The organism is Streptosporangium sp. NPDC000563 (assembly GCF_040299985.1).
GTDB lineage: Bacteria > Actinomycetota > Actinomycetes > Streptosporangiales > Streptosporangiaceae > Streptosporangium.
Map to the genome: position 1 here is coordinate 1 of NZ_JBEPDA010000012.1, position 16,517 is coordinate 16,517.

A 16,517-nucleotide genomic window follows, 5' to 3' on the forward strand; every position below is an offset into this window, starting at 1 on the left:
TGCCGGCGTGCCCACTCCGAAAGCTTCACGCGCGCAAGATACATGACTACGTGTGATCATCTTTGCTTATAAAAAATTGAGCAATTGCCAACCCCTCTCCTCCCGTTGCCGCCGGCTTCCGGTGCCCCCGCCGCTCGCGGGGGTGCCGGAAGCCGTTGTCGTCACAGCAGCCTTTCTCAGGGATCGGCTCCGGCTCACGGGGGACATCCGGGCGCTACGGGCGAAGCCGGTGGCCGCCGTCCACCAGGCGGGAGAGCAGGCTGAGGGTGGCCGCGCCCGCCGCGACGCCGCTGAGCACGGAGAGCGGCCAGGCCGACCCGGCCACCAGTGCGAGCGCGCAGGCCAGCACGGCGATCACGACCGCGGTGGTCACGACGAGCAGTACAGGTACGGAGAACATCGACTCACTCCCGCAGGGGGTGTCACCGGGGTTCCGGCGACACGGCGGCCGAGACCCGGATCCGGCCGGATCCGCGCTCGCCCCTACAGGTCCTGCCCGTTCTGAGAGATGTAATCATGTCTGGCGGAGGCATGTGGTCCGCGCTGTGGCCGTCTCGTCGTCCCCGTGCGGGCTCTCCGGGCGGCGCGGCCCTGCCGACAGGGTAGGAAGCGTGGGTCACAGCCGAGCGTCGTTCGTGTGAAATTCAGTGAACACAGCCACTCCTCTCGGTCGCCAGATCTCCCAATTGGCTCTCTGAGCATGGGTTTTATCTGTGAACAAGCCTTACTCCCTTGTTCACGGAACTCAGGTCTGATAGAACAAACGGCACATGTAGGTCGAGTGGGTCGTCACTGGAACGATCCGCTCATCTCGCGGCCTAACCCTCATGGCCCCTGGAGGACTGCGATGCCCGGTTTCTCTCACCCCCACGGTCCGGGATCCCCCGCGCTGTCCCGCCGCTCGATCCTGCAGCTCGGGGGTGGGGTCGCCCTCCTCTTCGCGACCGGGTGCGCCGCGGGCACCAAGGCGGGCGACCCCGCCCCCTCGGCGAGCACCGCTCCCGGCGAGAGCGGCGCCCCCGCCGCCAGGGCGTTGCGGATCGCGGTGGGCAGCTACCTGAGCAGCTGGGACCAGGACTTCGTCGGATTCGACCTGACCGCGCTGATGCTCTACAAGAACGTCTTCCCCTACATGATCGACTACGGGGTCACCTCGGTCGGCGACGGCCAGATCCTCGACACCGAGGCGATCGCCCCGACCTTCGCCGAGTCCTTCGAGCCCGACGCCGACAACAAGGTCTGGACCCTCAAGCTGCGCCAGGGCGTCAAGTTCGCGAGCGGCAACGAGATGACCGCCAAGGACGTCAAGTGGTCCAAGGACCGCGCCTTCGCCGCGAAGGCGAACGTCGCCGGGGTCTACCGGCTGATCGGGCTCACCAAGGCCGACCAGGTCGAGGTGGTCGACGACTACACCGTGACGTTCACCCAGGCGTTCCCCAGCGCCCTCACCCGGCAGATCCAGGCCATCTCGCTGTACGTCTTCGACTCGGAAGAGGCGAAGAAGCACGCCACCGACGACGACCCCTGGGCCAAGGAGTGGTTCGCCAAGAACCCCCCGACCGGCGGCTACTTCAACGTGGAGAAGGCGGTCCAGGGCCAGGAGATCCTGCTCAGCGCCAACACCGGCTACCCCGGCACCGACGGCGCAAAGAGCCCGCAGATCAGGCTCACCGTGGTGCCCGCGGCCTCCAACCAGCGCCTCCAGCTGCAGAACGGCGACATCGACATCGCCTTCGGGATCGGCCAGCGCGACATCAAGGACCTCAAGACCACCGAGGGCATCAAGGTCATCTCCGCGCCGAGCAACAACCAGCTCGCCATCCAGATGTCGGTGACCACCGCCCCCTTCGACGACCCCGCGGTGCGCAAGGCGCTCGCCCAGGCCGTCCCGTACGAGCAGATCATCGCCAACGTCTACGGCGGCGACGCGCGGCCCACCAAGAGCGTCGTCCCGCTGGACATGCCCGGCTACTCCGAGACCGGCTACCCCTACACCCACGACGTCGCCAAGGCCAAGGAGACGCTGACCGCGGCGGGCAAGACCTCGATCACCTCCGAGCTGGTCTTCCAGACCGACAACGAGGAGCAGCAGCAGATCGCCGTCCTCGTGCAGAGCGAGGCGAGGAAGGCGGGCATCGAGCTGAAGCTCACCCCGCTCGACCCCGCGACGCTCGCCGAGCGCAGGGAGAAGAAGAACATCCCCCTGCAGATCACCCTGGGCCAGCTCTGGGTCAACGACGTGGAGTACATGCTCGGGACCAGCTTCACCAAGGGGGCGAACCTCAACTACTCCAACTACGTCAACGACGAGATCGAGAAGATCTTCGAGGAGTCCCACACCGTCGTCGACGAGGCCGAGCGCGCCAAGCTCTGGCTGCGCGTGCAGGAGATCATGGCCGAGGACGTGCCGTGGGTCGTCGTCTGCCAGCCCAACTTCAACCTCCCCGTCAGGGAAGAGGTGCAGGGATGGGTGCAGCCGATGGACGGTCTGGCCCGGCTGCGCTACCTGAACGTCACCGGGTGATTCGTGCGCGTCCTCCGGTTCCTCCTCAGGCGGCTGCTCCAGCTCGTCCCGGTGCTCCTCGGGGTGGTCGTCGTGACCTTCCTCCTCGTCAGGGTCCTGCCGGGCGACCCGATCCGTACCATCCTCGGCCCCAACGCCACGGAGGCCGACGCCGCCGCCGCGCGGGCCAGGTTCGGGCTGGACCAGCCCCTGTGGCGGCAGTTCCTCGACTACGTCGGGGGACTGTTCACCGGTGACTTCGGCACCTCGATCCAGAGCGGCACCTCCGTGGGCGCCGAGATGGCCGTGCGTATCGGTCCCACCATGGAACTCGTCGTGATCGCGCTCACCGTGGCGCTGCTGCTGGCCACGGTGCTCGGCATCTGGTCGGCGCGGAACGTGGGCCGGTTCGGCGACCACACCGTCCGCGTCGCGGCGCTCATCGGCAACTCGGTGCCCGAGTTCTGGCTCGGCCTGGTGCTCGTCCTCGTCGGCTACAGCGTGCTGGGCTGGTTCCCCGCGCCCAGCGGCCGGGTGGACCCCGACACCGATCTCAGCCTGATCACCGGCGCGGACCTGCTCGACGCGGCGCTGACGGCGAACGGTCCCGCGTTCGTCTCCGCGCTGGAGCACCTCGCGCTGCCGGTCGCCACGCTGGTGATCGCCATCGTCGCGCCGCTGCTGCGCAGCGTCCGGGCCTCCGCGCTGGAGGTGCTCGCCTCCGAGGCGTACACGGCCGCCGCCGCGCACGGACTCAAGGACCGGCTGCTGCTCCGCGGCTACCTGGTGCGGGCCGCGCTGGTGCGGCTCCCCGCGCTGGCGGCCCTGGTGTTCGGCTTCTCCATCGGCTCGACCGTCCTCGTGGAGTACGTCTTCTCCTGGCAGGGCTTCGGGCAGTGGGCGCTGCGCGGCCTGCTCTACCGGGACTACCCGGTGGTGCAGGCGTCGGTGCTCGTGATCGCGCTGTTCTACGTGGTGGTGTTCCTCATCGCCGACGTCGTCCACGCGATCCTCGACCCGAGAGTGAGGATCTGATGTCGCAGCGCGTCCGGGAGGTCGGCGGGGACCGCGGTTTCGCGTCGTCCCTGATCATCGCGGGCTCCGCCATCCTGGCGCTGGTCGCCGTGGCGGTCGTGTTCGCGCCGCTGCTCAGCGCGTGGGGCCCCGAGGAGATCGACCCCCTCGCGCCCCTCGCGGCGCCGGGCGGCGCCCACCTGCTGGGCACCGACCTCAACGGCATGGACGTGTGGAGCAGGGTCCTGCACGCCGCCAGGCTCGACGTCGGCATCGCGATCGCCGCGGTCGCCGTCGCCGTGGTCGCGGGCAGCCTCGTCGGCCTCGTCGCCGGATACCGGGGCGGCTGGCCGGACGACGTGCTGATGCGAGTTCTCGACGTCTTCCAGGCGTTCCCCACCTTCATCCTCGCTCTCGCGGTGGCCGCGCTGCTCGGCGGCGGGACCGCGAACCTGATCGCGGTGATCGCGCTGGTGAACGCGCCCGCGTACGCCCGGCTGGTGCGGGCCGAGGTGCGCTCGGTGCGGGAACTGCCGTTCGTGGAGGCGTCCCGCACCTCGGGCGCCTCCTTCTGGGGGGTGCTCTGGCGGCACGTCCTGCCCAACAGCCTCACCCCGGTGCGCGTCATCGCCCCGCTGAACTGCGGCTGGGCGATGCTCACGCTCGCCGGGCTGTCCTTCCTCGGGCTCGGCGTGCCGGTGCCCACCGCCGAGTGGGGCGCCATGATCAGCCTCGGTGCCGGAGACGTCGTCGCCGGCCGGTGGTGGACCTCGGTGCCGCCCGGTCTCTTCCTGCTGATCTGCGTCCTGGGCTTCAGCCTCCTCGGTGAGGGCCTGCAGGAACGCGCCGACTCCACGAGGAGGTGACGGACGATGACACTCCTGTCGATCGAGGACCTCTCCGTCGTGATCCACCGCCCCGGACGCCGGGTCGCCGCGCTGAGCGGGGTGAACCTGACCGTCGAGCCGGGCGAGGTGGTCGGCCTGGTCGGTGAGAGCGGCGGCGGCAAGAGCATGGTGGCCCGCTCGATCGTGGGCCTGCTGCCCGGCGGCTCCCGTACGACCGGGAGGGTCCTGTTCGAGGGCACCGACGTGCTGACGATGGGCGCCGCCGAGTTGGAGTCCTTCCGCGGGCACGGCGCCGCGATCTGCTTCCAGAACCCGCGCGGCGCGCTCAGCCCCACCAGGACCGTCGGCCGCCAGCTCGTCGACAGGCTCGTCACCCACCAGGCGCTCGCCCCCGCCCCCGCGCGGGAGGTCGCCGCCGAGCTGTTCGAGTCGGTCGGCATCCGCAGCCCGAGGCGCCGCCTGGACGCCTACCCGCACGAGCTCTCCGGCGGCATGGCGCAGCGCGTCATGATCTCACTCGCCACCGGCTGCGCCCCCGGCCTGCTCATCGCCGACGAGCCCACCACCGGGCTGGACGTCACCCTCACCAGGGAGATCCTCAACCGCTTCCGGCTCGCCGCGAACGCCGAGCGGCGCGGCGTGCTGCTCATCTCCCACGACCTCGCCTCCATCGCGGAGGTCTGCGACCGCGTCGTGGTGCTGTACGCGGGGACGGTGGTGGAGAGCGGTCCGGGACCGCAGGTGCTCGACGAGCCCGCCCACCCCTACACGCGGGCGCTGCTGCGCTCGGTGCCCGACATCGACGGGCGCGCGGTGATCGCCACCCCCGGTGCGATGCCGTTGCTCTCCGAGGAGCCCTCCTCCTGCCCGTTCGTACCGCGCTGCGCGCACGCGACGGAGCTGTGCGTGGCGGAGCGCCCGTACGCCAGGACCCTCTCCTCCGACTGGAGCGCCGCCTGCTTCCACCCCCGCTCGGGGCCGCTCACCGAGTCGTCCGAGCCGCTCACCGGGCCCCTCACCGAGCCGCGCACCGGGCACCTCGACACCCCTTCCCCGTCGCCCACGGAGCCGCCCGCCCGTACGGCCGCCGTCTCGACGGGGGAGGGGACGCACCCCGCTGAGAAGACACACTCGGGGAAGAGGACGCTTTCCGCTGAGACGACGGGCTCGGGAACGGAGACGCGCCCCGGAGGCGGGACGGGCGGGGAGGTGCTGCGCGTCGAGGACGCGCACGTCGTCTACGGTTCCCGTTTCGGAGGCGGGGGCCACCACGCCCTGCGCGGGGTCAGCCTCAGCGTCGCCGCCGGTGAGACCCTGGGCGTCGTCGGGGAGAGCGGCTGCGGCAAGAGCACCCTGGCCAGGCTGATGCTCGGGCTGGTCGCCCCTTCCACGGGGAGGGTCGAGGTGGCCGGGCGGGTCCTGTCCGAGGTGCGCGGCCGGGAGCTGCGCCGCCTGCGCACCCGGGCACAGTTGGTCTTCCAGGACCCGGTGGGTTCGCTCAGCCCCCGGCGGACCGTGCAGGACGCGATCGGTGAGCCGCTGCGCGCCGCCGGGGTGCCCGCCGCCGAGCGCGTCTCACGCGTCGCCGCGGTCCTGGAACGCATGGAACTGGACCCCTCGATCCTGGGGCGGCGCCCGCACGAGCTGTCCGGCGGGCAGGCGCAGCGCGTCGGCATCGCCCGCGCGCTCGTCGGCGACCCCGACCTGATCGTCTTCGACGAGCCCACCTCGGCGCTCGACGTCACCGTGCAGGCGCAGATCCTGAAGGTGATCGCCGAGGTGAGCGGCGACCGCTCGCGCGGCAGCGTCTTCATCTCCCACGACCTGGCCACCGTTCGGGGATTCTGCGACCGCGTCGTGGTTCTCTACCTGGGGCGGATCGTCGAGGAGGGGCCGGTGGAAGAGGTCTTCGGCAACCCCCTGCACCCCTACACCCGGGCGCTGCTGTCCAGCGCCCCGAGCCTCGGCGCCGGGTACGGCGGACCGCGGGTCGAACTGACCAAGGATCTGGAGGAGGCGGACGCCGCCGCGGGCTGTGCCCTCGCGCCGCGCTGCCCCTTCGCGACCGACGAGTGCCGGCAGCGGGAACAGGAACTCCGCCCGTACGGCGCGAGCCTGGTCGCCTGCCACCGCGCCGCCGAGATCCCCGCGCTGATCGAAAGGTGACACCCGCAATGCCCGACCCCAAGCACATCCGTCTGGCCGTCGACATCGGCGGCACCTTCGTCGACGCGATGGAGCTGGACACGCGCACCCACGAGGTGCGCTTCAGGAAGGCCTCGACGACCCCGGCGCGCCCCTGGGAGGGCGTGCTCGACGCGGTCACCGCGCTCGGCACCGACCTGTCGGAGGTGGAGCTGTTCATCCACGGCACCACCCTCGGGCTCAACGCCGTCCTGGAGCGGCGCGGCGAGCCCACCGGGATCATCACCAACGACGGCTTCCGCGACATCTTCCTCATCGGCCGGGGCAACGTGCCCTCCGACCACATGTACGACTTCCAGTACGAGCGGCCCGACAGCCTCGTGCTGCGACGCCACACCGCCGGGGTGCGGGGGCGGCTCGACCACCGGGGCCGGGTGGTCGAGGAGCTCGACGCCGCCGGGGTGCGGGAGGCCGCCCGCGTCCTGGTCGAGGAGCGGGGAGTGGTGTCGATCGCCGTCTGCTTCCTGCACTCCTTCCTCGACCCCTCCCACGAGCGGGAGGCCGCCCGGATCATCCGCGAGGCGTACCCCCAGGTGACGGTCTCGGTCTCCACCGACATCGTGCGGGAGTACCGCGAGTACGAACGGACCAGCACGACCGTCCTCGACGCCTACATCCGGCCGATCTTCGAGAGGTACGTGGACCGGCTGGAGCGCGGGCTCGCCGAGCGCGGCTTCGACGGGCGATTCCTGATCATGCGCTCCGGCGGCGGTTCCATGACGTCGGCCGTGGCCAAGACCTCCCCGACGCACACCGTGCTGTCGGGCCCGGCGGGCGGCATCGTGGGCGCGGCGCACATCGCCGCCGCCCTCGGTCGCCGGGACCTTCTCACCTTCGACATCGGCGGCACCTCGCTGGACGCGTGCGTGATCGAGCACGGGTCCCCGGTGGCCGCCTACGAGGCGCAGCTGGAGCACTTCCCGCTGCTGATCCCCACCTACGACATCCGCACGATCGGCGCCGGAGGGGGCTCGATCGCGTGGCTGGAGCGGGGATTGCTGAAGGTGGGGCCGCAGAGTGCGGGTGCCGACCCCGGCCCGGTGTGTTACGGCCGGGGCGGCACCCGCCCCACCGTCACGGACGCGGCGGTCGTCCTCGGCTACGTGGACCCGGACCGTTTCCTGGCCGGGACCATGGAGCTGCGGGCCGACGCCGCCCGCGCGGCGCTCGACGAGCAGGTGGCCGGGCCACTCGGGCTCAGCCCCGAGGCGGCGGCGGCGGGCGTCTTCGACGTGCTGCTCGCCAAGACCGTCGGCGCGGTCCGGCAGATCACGGTCGAGCGGGGACACGACCCCCGGGGCTTCTCGCTGCTCGCGTTCGGCGGGGCGGGGCCGCTGCTCGCCCCGCTGCTCGCGGCGGAGATGGGCATCGGCGAGGTCATCGTGCCGTTCGCGCCCTCGGGCTTCTCCGCCTGGGGGATGCTCAGCGCCGACATCGTCGACGACTTCTCCCGCACGGTGATGGCCACCCTGGACGACGCCGACCTCGACGGGCTGGAGACGGTGTTCAAGAGCGTCGAGGCCGAGGCGGTCGCCTCCCTGGAGGCGCAGCGGGTCCCGGCGGACCGCATGGTCCTTGAGCGCCAGTTCGAGCTGCGCTACCTGGGCCAGGAGCACTCGCTCATCGTCACCACGGGCCGCGACCTCGACCGCGACGCGATCAGGCGGGCGTTCGAGGAGACCCACGCGGCGCGGTACGGGCACGCGATGGACAACCGGGTGCAGATCCTCAACCTGCGGGTGCGCGGCATCGGCCGTACCGACCGGCCAGAACTGGTGACGCGCCCGCCGGGTGACGGCGACGCGAGCCGGGCGCTGCTCGCCCACAGGGACGCCTACGACTTCGGCACCCGCGCCACGGCGTCGTTCGCCGTCTACGACCGCGCGCTGCTTGAGCCGGGCGACGCGTTCGAAGGCCCTGCCCTGGTCGACGAGGGCACCTCGACCACCGTGGTCCCCTCGGGGCAGCGGGTCGAGGTCGAGGAACACGGCTACCTGCTGGTACGGCTTGTGGAGGCGACGTCATGACGGAGCGGCTGGACGGTGCTCGATCGGACGGCGCCGGAGTGGACGGCGCCGGGGCGGACGGCGCTCGATTGGACGGCGCGACCGCCGAGGTGGTGCGCAGTTACCTGCTCGCGGCGGCGGAGGAGATGCGGGCCACGCTGATCCGCACCTCCTTCAACCCGGTGATCTACGAGGTCCACGACTTCGGTATGTCGATGTACGACGCGGACCTGCGGCTGATCGCCGAGGCCACCGGACTCACCTTCTTCCTCGGCGCCAACGACTTCTCACTCCGTAAGGGGGTGGAGTATGTCGGGCGGGAGAATCTGCGTCCCGGTGACGTGGTGTTGTTGAACTATCCGTACTGGAACGCGGCACACGCGTATGACGCGACGTTGTTCTGCCCGGTTTTCATGGGCGAGGACCTGGTGGGTTTTTTGTGTGTGCGGGCTCACTGGATGGATCTGGGGGCGAAGGATCCGGGGTATGTGCTGGATTCCACGGATATGCATCAGGAGGGGATTATCTTTCCGGGGACGAAGGTGTTCTCGGAGGGGGTGGCGAATCGGGAGATCATTGAGTTGATCCGGTTCAATTCGCGGATGCCGGATCTGGTGATCGGTGATCTGAACGCGCAGGTCGCCGCGCTGCGCACCGGCGAGCGCCGTTTCCAGGAGATCCTGGAGAAGTTCGGCCGCCCCACCGTGGAGGCGGCGGTCCAGCGGATGGTCGAGGACGGGGAGGCGCGCACCCGCGCCGCCCTCGCCGAGCTGCCGCAGGGCTCGTGGACGGCGGTCGACTGGCTGGACGACGACGGGATCACCGAGGATCCGGTCCGTATGCAGGTCACCGTCACCGTCGCCGACGGCACCTTCACCGTCGACTTCGCCGGTTCCTCGCCCGCCACCGCAGGGCCCATCAACATGCCGTTCGGCGCGACCATCGCGATCTGCAAGGTCGTCCTGAAGGCGCTCACCTCGCCCGACGAGCCGTCCAACTTCGGTACGACCGTTCCTCTTGAGGTGCGGGCCGAACCGGGCACGCTCTTCCATGCCGTCTACCCGCAGCCGACGTTCACCCTGTGGACCGGCATCGTCGCGGTCGAACTCATCCTGAAGGCGCTGGCACAGGGCATGCCCGACCGGCTTCCCGCCTCTTCGGGGGGTGACGTGCCGGGGTTCATGATGGTCGGGATCCATCCGGAGACCGGGCAGATGTTCGCGGTCAGCAACAACGACCCGGTCGGCTGGGGCGCGACCCCGTCCCACGACGGCATGAACGCCGCCACCCACGTCTCAGGGAGCACGGGACGCATCACCCCGATCGAGGTTCTGGAGGCCAGGACCGGGATGTTCTTCGAGCGGGTGGAGATGCGTGAGGACTCCGGCGGCGCGGGACGGTTCCGGGGTGGGGTGGGTTTGCGGCGTGACATTCGTTTCGTGGTGCCGGGGGAGTTCCTGTCGGTGATCAAGAAGACGCGGTCGCGGCCGTGGGCGCTGGAGGGCGGGCTGGAGCCGGAGCCCAACCAGGTGGTGGTCTTTCCCGGCACCGAGCGTGAGCATCGGGTGAGCACGAAGCGGACCAGGGTGGAGGTCGGCGACCGGATCACGTTGCTCACGGCCGGTGGCGGTGGGCACGGGGATCCGCGCGACCGCGATCCCGACCTGGTGCGCCGCGACGTCGCCGAGGGCTACGTCTCCCCCGAAGCCGCCCGCGAGACCTACGGGATCGACGATGTCTGAGCCCGCCGCCTCCACGCCGTCCGGCCCCGCCGACCAGGGGGCCGCGGTCTCCGACCCGTCCGGCTCCGCCGTCCCAGGGACCGCGGTCTCCGACCCGTCCAGTCCCGCGGCCCCGGAGTCCACCGGGCCCGACGCCTCAGGAGGGCGAAGGGCCGGCCGCGCGGGCGGCGGCCTCGGCCCGGTGGACGGCGCGACGGTCGAGGTGGTGCGCAGCCACCTCTCCTCGGTCGCCGAGGAGATGCGGGCCACGCTCGTCCGTACCGCCTTCAACCCGGTGATCTACGAGGTGTTCGACTTCGGCATCTCCGTCTACGACGCGGATCTTCGTCTCGTTGCCGAGTCGACGGGGCTGAGCCGCTTTCTCGGCGCCAACGACTATTCCATCCGTAAGGGGGTGGAGTATGTCGGGCGGGAGAATCTGCGCCCCGGTGACGTGGTGTTGTTGAACTATCCGTACTGGAACGCGGCGCATTCTTACGACGCGACGTTGTTCTCTCCGGTGTTCGTGGATGCCGATCTGGTGGGTTTCCTGTGTGTGCGGGCTCACTGGATGGATCTGGGGGCGAAGGATCCGGGGTATGTGCTGGATTCCACGGATATGCATCAGGAGGGGATTATCTTTCCGGGGACGAAGGTGTTCTCGGAGGGGGTGGCGAATCGGGAGATCATTGAGTTGATCCGGTTCAATTCGCGGATGCCGGATCTGGTGATCGGTGATCTGAACGCGCAGGTCGCCGCGCTGCGCACCGGCGAGCGCCGCCTCCGCGAGCTGTACACCCGCTACGGCGGGGACGTCGTCGCCTCCGTCGTCGAGACCGTGATCGCCGCCGCCGCCGAGTCCGCCGCCGAGGCCGTCGCCGGCCTGCCGCAGGGCTCGTGGACGGCGGTCGACTGGCTGGACGACGACGGGATCACCGAGGATCCGGTCCGTATGCAGGTCACCGTCACCGTCGCCGACGGCACCTTCACCGTCGACTTCGCCGGATCGTCCGGCGCGACCGCGGGACCGGTCAACCTCCCGTTCGGCGCGACCATCGCGACCTGCCGGGTCGCGTTCAAGGCGATCACCACGCCGACAGAGCAGACCAACGCCGGGCACTTCGCCCCGCTGGAGGTGCGGGCCGAACCCGGCACCCTCTTCCACGCCGCCTACCCGGCGGCGACCTTCACCCAGTGGACGGGGACGGTCGCCCTGGAGCTGATCTACAAGGCGTTGGCGCAGGGCATGCCGGAGCGGCTTCCCGCCTCCTCGGGGGGTGACGTGCCGGGGTTCATGATGGTCGGGATCCATCCGGAGACCGGGCAGATGTTCGCGGTCAGCAACAACGACCCGGTCGGCTGGGGCGCGACCCCGTCCCACGACGGTATGAACGCCGCCAACCACCTGTGCCAGACCCAGGCCCGCAACACCCCCGTCGAGGTTCTGGAGGCCAGGACCGGGATGTTCTTCGAGCGGGTGGAGATGCGTGAGGACTCCGGCGGCGCGGGACGGCTGCGGGGTGGGGTGGGTTTGCGGCGTGACATTCGTTTCGTGGTGCCGGGGGAGTTCCTGTCGGTGATCAAAAAGACGCGGTCGCGGCCGTGGGCGCTGGAGGGCGGGCTGGAGCCGGAGCCCAACCAGGTGGTGGTCTTTCCCGGCACCGAGCGTGAGCATCGGGTGAGCACGAAGCGGACCAGGGTGGAGGTCGGCGACCGGATCACGTTGCTCACGGCCGGTGGCGGTGGGCACGGGGATCCGCGCGACCGCGATCCCGACCTGGTGCGCCGCGACGTCGCCGAGGGCTACGTCTCCCCCGAAGCCGCCCGCGAGATCTATGGAGCCGAGGTCGTCCGATGAACGACATGGTCAACGATGTGGTCCTGGTCAACTGCACCGTCACCGACGCCCGCGCCGCCGGTTCGGGAGGTCGTACGGCGGGCGTCCCGTTCTCGGGGGACGCTGCCATCCGGCCGGCCCGGACGACGGACGGGCGGATCGCCGACGCCGCGGTCCGGACGGCGGAGGGGGAGGGGCGGATCGCCGACGCCGCGGTGTGGATCCGGGGTGACAGGATCGCGGCCGTGGGTCCTCGCGAGCGGATCCTGGAGCGGACGGGCGACGCCCAACTGCTCGACCTGGACGGCGCGTACGTCACCCCCGGCCTGGTCAACATGCACACCCACCTGTCCCTGTCGCTCCCCGGCCAGGGAGGCGACAGCGTCAAGAACATGACGGCGCACGAGCTCGCCCTCTACATGGCCGACGGCGCCCGGCGCACCCTGCACTGCGGGGTGACCACGGTGAGGTGCGTGGCCGAGAAGGACCACGCCGACTTCGCACTGCGCCGGGCGATCGAGTCGGGCCGGGCGGCCGGCCCGCGCATCTTCACCGCCGGTCGCGCGCTGGTCTGCACCGGCGGCCACGGGCACGAGGGGAGCGACACCCTGGAGTGCGACGGCGCCGACGGGTTCCGGCGCGGGGTGCGCAGCCAGATCAAGGCGGGCGCCGACCTCATCAAGATCATGATCTCGGGCGGGATCGCCGGGGAACACGAGCAGATGGACACCCCGCAGCTGTTCTCCGACGAGCTGGCGGCGGCGCTGCAGACCGCGCACGCCTGGGGCCGCAAGGTCACCGCGCACGCGGGTCCGGCGGCGGTGATCGCCGAGGCCGTCGAGATGGGCCTCGACTGCGTCGAGCACGGCTATCAGCTCACCCCCGAGGTCGCGAAGAGGATGGCCGAACGCGGCACGTCCCTGGTGCCGACGCTGCTCGTCACCCGCTGCAAGGAGTTCTTCGACGAGCTCGGGGTGCCGGAGTGGATGCAGTGCCGCTCGCTCGGAGCCGGCCCCCGCCACCTGGAGAGCTACGCCATCGCCCTCGACGCGGGGGTGGACGTCCTGCTGGGCAGCGACATGCCGCCGTTCTGGGACTTCGAGGGGACGAACGCCTCGGTACGCGAGCTGGAGTGCATGTCCGAAGGCGGTCTCGGCCCGGCCGGAGCACTGTACGCGGGCACGCTCGGCCCGATCCGCTGGCTCGGCGCCGAGGCCGACCTCGGCACCGTCGAGGTCGGCAAGTACGCGGACCTCATCGCGATGGACGCCGACCCGCTCGCGGGCACCTCGGCCTTCCGCGGGGTCCGCTGGGTGATGAAGGGCGGCCGGGTCGTCCGCGACGACCGGTCGGGATGGGAGAAGCCGTGAACACCGGCTCCGAGGTGGGCACCGACCTGATGGGAGAAGTCGTGAACCCCGACTCCGAGGTGGACGCCGACCCGATGGGAGAAGTCGTGAACACCGGGTCCGGTGCGGACGCCGACCTGATCGCGGCCGGCATCGACGACATGTACGACGCGTTCCTCGCGGCCGACCGCCACCGCTTCGACGGGCACCTGCACGACGCGGTGACCACCTGGGAGACGCACCTTCCGGGACCGCTGAGGACCCGGCGGGAACTCGACGCCTACCGCGACGAGAGGGACGGCTCGGGTGCGCGTCCCCGCCTCGCCAGGCTGGAGGCCGAGGACAAGTGGATCGACGTGTGGGACGACACCGGCGTCGCCCGCTACGTGCTGGTCGCCCAGCCGCCGGACGGACCCGTCCAGCGCAGCCGGGTGACCGACGTGCTGCGCCGCGTCGGCGGGGACTGGCTCATCGTGCACCACCACTCAGAACTGCTCACGTCGTGAACCGGCGGCTGGTCGCCTACGAGCACGGCGAGCCCGAGGAGGTCCTCTCCCTGGCGGAGGTGCCCGAGGAGCGCGCCCCCGGCGACGGCGAGGTGCGGATCGCGGTGCGGGCCGTCGGGCTGAACTACCTCGACGTCATGCTGTGCAGGGGCACCTACCCGGTACGCCCGGATCCGCCGATGACGCCCGGCGTCGAGGCCGCGGGAACGGTGGTCGCCGCCGGGGCGGGTGCCGAGCACCTGGAGGGCAGGGCGGTCCTCGCCTGCCCCACCCTGCCGCACGGGGCCCTCGGCGACGTCGTCACCGTCGACGCCGCCCTCGTCGTGCCCTACCCGGACGGGCTCGACCCCGTCACGGTCGCGGCCCTGCCCGTCACGTACCAGACCGCGTGGTTCGCGCTGCGCAGGGCCGGGCTCGCGGCGGGGGAGACGGTGCTCGTGCACGCGGGTGCGGGAGGTGTCGGCATCGCCGCCACCCAGCTCGCGCTCGCCTTCGGGGCGCGGGTGATCTGCACGGCGGGTGGCCCTGCCAAGACCGCGCTGTGCCGGGAGAACGGTGCGGCCGAGGCGATCGACTACCTGGAGGTCGACTTCGCCGCCTCGGTGATGGACCTGACGGACGGCAACGGCGCCGACGTCGTCGTCGACCCCGTCGGCGGCGACGTCCTCGCGCGCTCGCTGGACTGCCTCGCCTTCGAGGGGCGCCTGGTGGCCGTCGGTGCGGCCGGAGGATTTCCGCCGCCGGTCGACCCGATGGCGTTCGTCGCCGCCAACGCCTCCCTGGTCGGGGTGTCGTGGGGGTCGGCGTACCCGTGGCGGAGACCCGACGCGGTGCGGGACGCCTACGAGGAGCTGTTCGCCCTGCTCGACTCGGGCGCCGTACGGCCGCTCGTGTCGCGCGTGGTGAGCCTGGCGGAGACCCCCGCGGCCCTGGCCGACCTGGCCGAACGCCGTACGACAGGAAAGATCATGGTCCGGACGGGCTGAGGGAGGAAGCGGCGTGAACGACATCAGTGGGAACGGCGGGGACGAGCAGGGCGACATGGAGCTGTACGACCTGCGGGTGGTGGTCGACCGCATCGAGGGCAGGTCCGTCTGCGGGATGGAGGTGGGCGACTGCTTCACCCTGGAGAACAGCGCCCACCTGCGGCTCCCCGACGGCGAGCACTTCTGCGTCTACGCGCTCGCCTCGGTGCTGCCGTTCCTCGCCGCCAAGCAGCGCGACCTCGCCGAGGGCGACTGGCTGGAGCGAGACACCCTGTTCACCTGCCCCGACCCGGAGGAGCGGCTGGTGATGCGGGTCGAGCGGACCGGGCGCCGCCGGATGAACTCCGCCGACCTGACCTGAGCCGACCTGACCTGAGAAGGACCCGCGATGACCGGCGTGCCGGAGGGATCCCCGAGGACCGCCGTGATCACGCGGCGATCCGCGACGACCGCAGACTGTGAGGAATCCGTGACGAACGCCACCGGGCAGGAGAGCCCCCGATGACCGCCGAGATCGGCCTCGGCCTGCAGAGCGACAAGCGGGCCGGTGACTACGCGCGGCTCGCGCGCCGCGCCGAGGAGCACGGCTTCGACGTGCTGAGCGTGTTCGGCGACCTGATGTACCAGCCGCCGATCTTCCCCCTGCTGGAGATGGCCGCCGCCACCGGCCGGGTGCGGCTCGGCGCGGCCTGTCTCAACCCCTACTCCACGGCACCGTACGAGATCGCCGGGCAGCTCGCCGCCCTCGACCTCGCCTCGCACGGCCGCGCCTACCTCGGGCTGGCACGCGGCACCTGGCTCGGCGCGGTGGGCATCGCCCAGCCCAGGCCGCTCACCGCGCTGGCGGAGGCGGCGGAGGTGGTCTACCGGCTGCTCGCCGGTGACACCGGAGGGTACGAGGGGGAGATGTTCCGCCTCGCGCCGGGCACCGGGCTGCGCTACCCCGTACACCGGCCCCGGCCGCCGCTGCTGCTCGGCACGTGGGGGCCGAGGGGGGCGGCGCTGGCCGGACGGATCGCCGACGAGATCAAGGTGGGCGGCAGCGCGAACCCGGCGATGGTCGGGGTGATCCGCGAGCGGGTCGCGGCCGGGGCGGTGGCGGCCGGGCGCGATCCCGGCGCGATCGGGGTCGTCCTGGGCGCGGTGACCGTGGTGGACACCGACGGCGTCGCGGCCCGCGCCAAGGCGCGCGGCGAGGTCGCGATGTACCTCGCGGTGGTCGCCGACCTCGATCCGACCGTGGAGATCCCCGCCGACCTGCTCGACAGGGTGAAGACGTTGGTCGGGGAGGGCAGGGACACCGAGGCGGGGCGCCTCGTCCCCGACGACCTGCTCGACCTGTTCGCCTTCTCCGGCACCCCCGAGCAGGTCGCCGCGCAGGCCCAGGCCCTCATCGACGCGGGCGCGCACCGGGTGGAGTTCGGCACCCCGCACGGTCTCAGCGACGACCGGGGCGTGGAACTGCTCGGAGCCGAGGTGCTGCCGCTGCTGGACCGATCCCCCGCGGCGCGGGGCGGTGGCCTGGTGTGAGGCGCGACACCC

13 protein-coding genes are annotated in these 16,517 nt (G+C 71.3%); 12 read left to right on the forward strand and 1 reads right to left on the reverse strand.

What is annotated here, in order from left to right; all coding sequences use genetic code 11:
* Positions 1-214 precede the first annotated feature (214 nt).
* A complete protein-coding gene (locus tag ABT352_RS24885) occupies positions 215-400 on the reverse strand; it encodes a hypothetical protein (protein WP_350947319.1) in 186 nt (61 codons plus the stop codon).
* 447 nt (positions 401-847) lie between these two features.
* Between ABT352_RS24885 and ABT352_RS24890 the strand changes: the two genes are divergently transcribed.
* From ABT352_RS24890 to ABT352_RS24945, 12 genes are all read left to right on the forward strand, one after another.
* Complete coding sequence (locus ABT352_RS24890) at positions 848-2,524, forward strand: ABC transporter substrate-binding protein (RefSeq protein WP_350947320.1); 1,677 nt, start codon at positions 848-850, stop codon at positions 2,522-2,524.
* A gap of 3 nt (positions 2,525-2,527) precedes the next feature.
* Positions 2,528-3,538: an ABC transporter permease gene (locus ABT352_RS24895; protein WP_350947321.1), complete on the forward strand. Its 1,011-nt coding sequence runs from the start codon at positions 2,528-2,530 to the stop codon at positions 3,536-3,538.
* The gene (locus ABT352_RS24900) at positions 3,538-4,383 is read left to right on the forward strand and encodes an ABC transporter permease (protein ID WP_350947322.1); all 846 of its coding nucleotides are present in this window, start codon (positions 3,538-3,540) and stop codon (positions 4,381-4,383) included. Before ABT352_RS24895 ends, ABT352_RS24900 begins: the two co-directional genes overlap by 1 nt.
* 6 nt (positions 4,384-4,389) lie before the next feature.
* Entirely contained in the window at positions 4,390-6,531 is a 2,142-nt protein-coding gene (locus ABT352_RS24905) for a dipeptide ABC transporter ATP-binding protein (RefSeq protein WP_350947323.1), read from the forward strand.
* A gap of 8 nt (positions 6,532-6,539) precedes the next feature.
* Positions 6,540-8,597 (forward strand): hydantoinase/oxoprolinase family protein, encoded by a 2,058-nt coding sequence (locus ABT352_RS24910; protein WP_350947324.1) that lies wholly within the window; start codon positions 6,540-6,542, stop codon positions 8,595-8,597.
* Positions 8,594-10,318, forward strand: coding sequence for a hydantoinase B/oxoprolinase family protein (locus tag ABT352_RS24915; protein ID WP_350947325.1), 1,725 nt, complete (start codon positions 8,594-8,596; stop codon positions 10,316-10,318). The genes ABT352_RS24910 and ABT352_RS24915 overlap by 4 nt, the downstream gene beginning before the upstream one ends.
* The gene (locus ABT352_RS24920) at positions 10,311-12,155 is read left to right on the forward strand and encodes a hydantoinase B/oxoprolinase family protein (protein WP_350947326.1); all 1,845 of its coding nucleotides are present in this window, start codon (positions 10,311-10,313) and stop codon (positions 12,153-12,155) included. The genes ABT352_RS24915 and ABT352_RS24920 overlap by 8 nt, the downstream gene beginning before the upstream one ends.
* Positions 12,152-13,504: an amidohydrolase family protein gene (locus ABT352_RS24925; RefSeq protein WP_350947327.1), complete on the forward strand. Its 1,353-nt coding sequence runs from the start codon at positions 12,152-12,154 to the stop codon at positions 13,502-13,504. Before ABT352_RS24920 ends, ABT352_RS24925 begins: the two co-directional genes overlap by 4 nt.
* On the forward strand, positions 13,501-13,989 hold the full coding sequence (locus ABT352_RS24930; protein WP_350947328.1) for a DUF4440 domain-containing protein: 489 nt from the start codon (positions 13,501-13,503) through the stop codon (positions 13,987-13,989). The genes ABT352_RS24925 and ABT352_RS24930 overlap by 4 nt, the downstream gene beginning before the upstream one ends.
* Positions 13,986-14,975, forward strand: a complete 990-nt coding sequence (locus tag ABT352_RS24935) for a zinc-binding dehydrogenase (protein ID WP_350947329.1) — start codon at positions 13,986-13,988, stop codon at positions 14,973-14,975. Before ABT352_RS24930 ends, ABT352_RS24935 begins: the two co-directional genes overlap by 4 nt.
* Positions 14,976-14,988: 13 nt before the next feature.
* Positions 14,989-15,336 carry a TIGR04076 family protein gene (locus tag ABT352_RS24940; RefSeq protein WP_350947330.1) on the forward strand — a complete coding sequence of 116 codons (348 nt, stop codon included), beginning with the start codon at positions 14,989-14,991 and terminating at the stop codon, positions 15,334-15,336.
* Positions 15,337-15,476: 140 nt separating this feature from the next.
* Positions 15,477-16,505 carry an LLM class flavin-dependent oxidoreductase gene (locus ABT352_RS24945; protein ID WP_350947331.1) on the forward strand — a complete coding sequence of 343 codons (1,029 nt, stop codon included), beginning with the start codon at positions 15,477-15,479 and terminating at the stop codon, positions 16,503-16,505.
* The last annotated feature ends 12 nt before the right edge of the window (positions 16,506-16,517 follow it).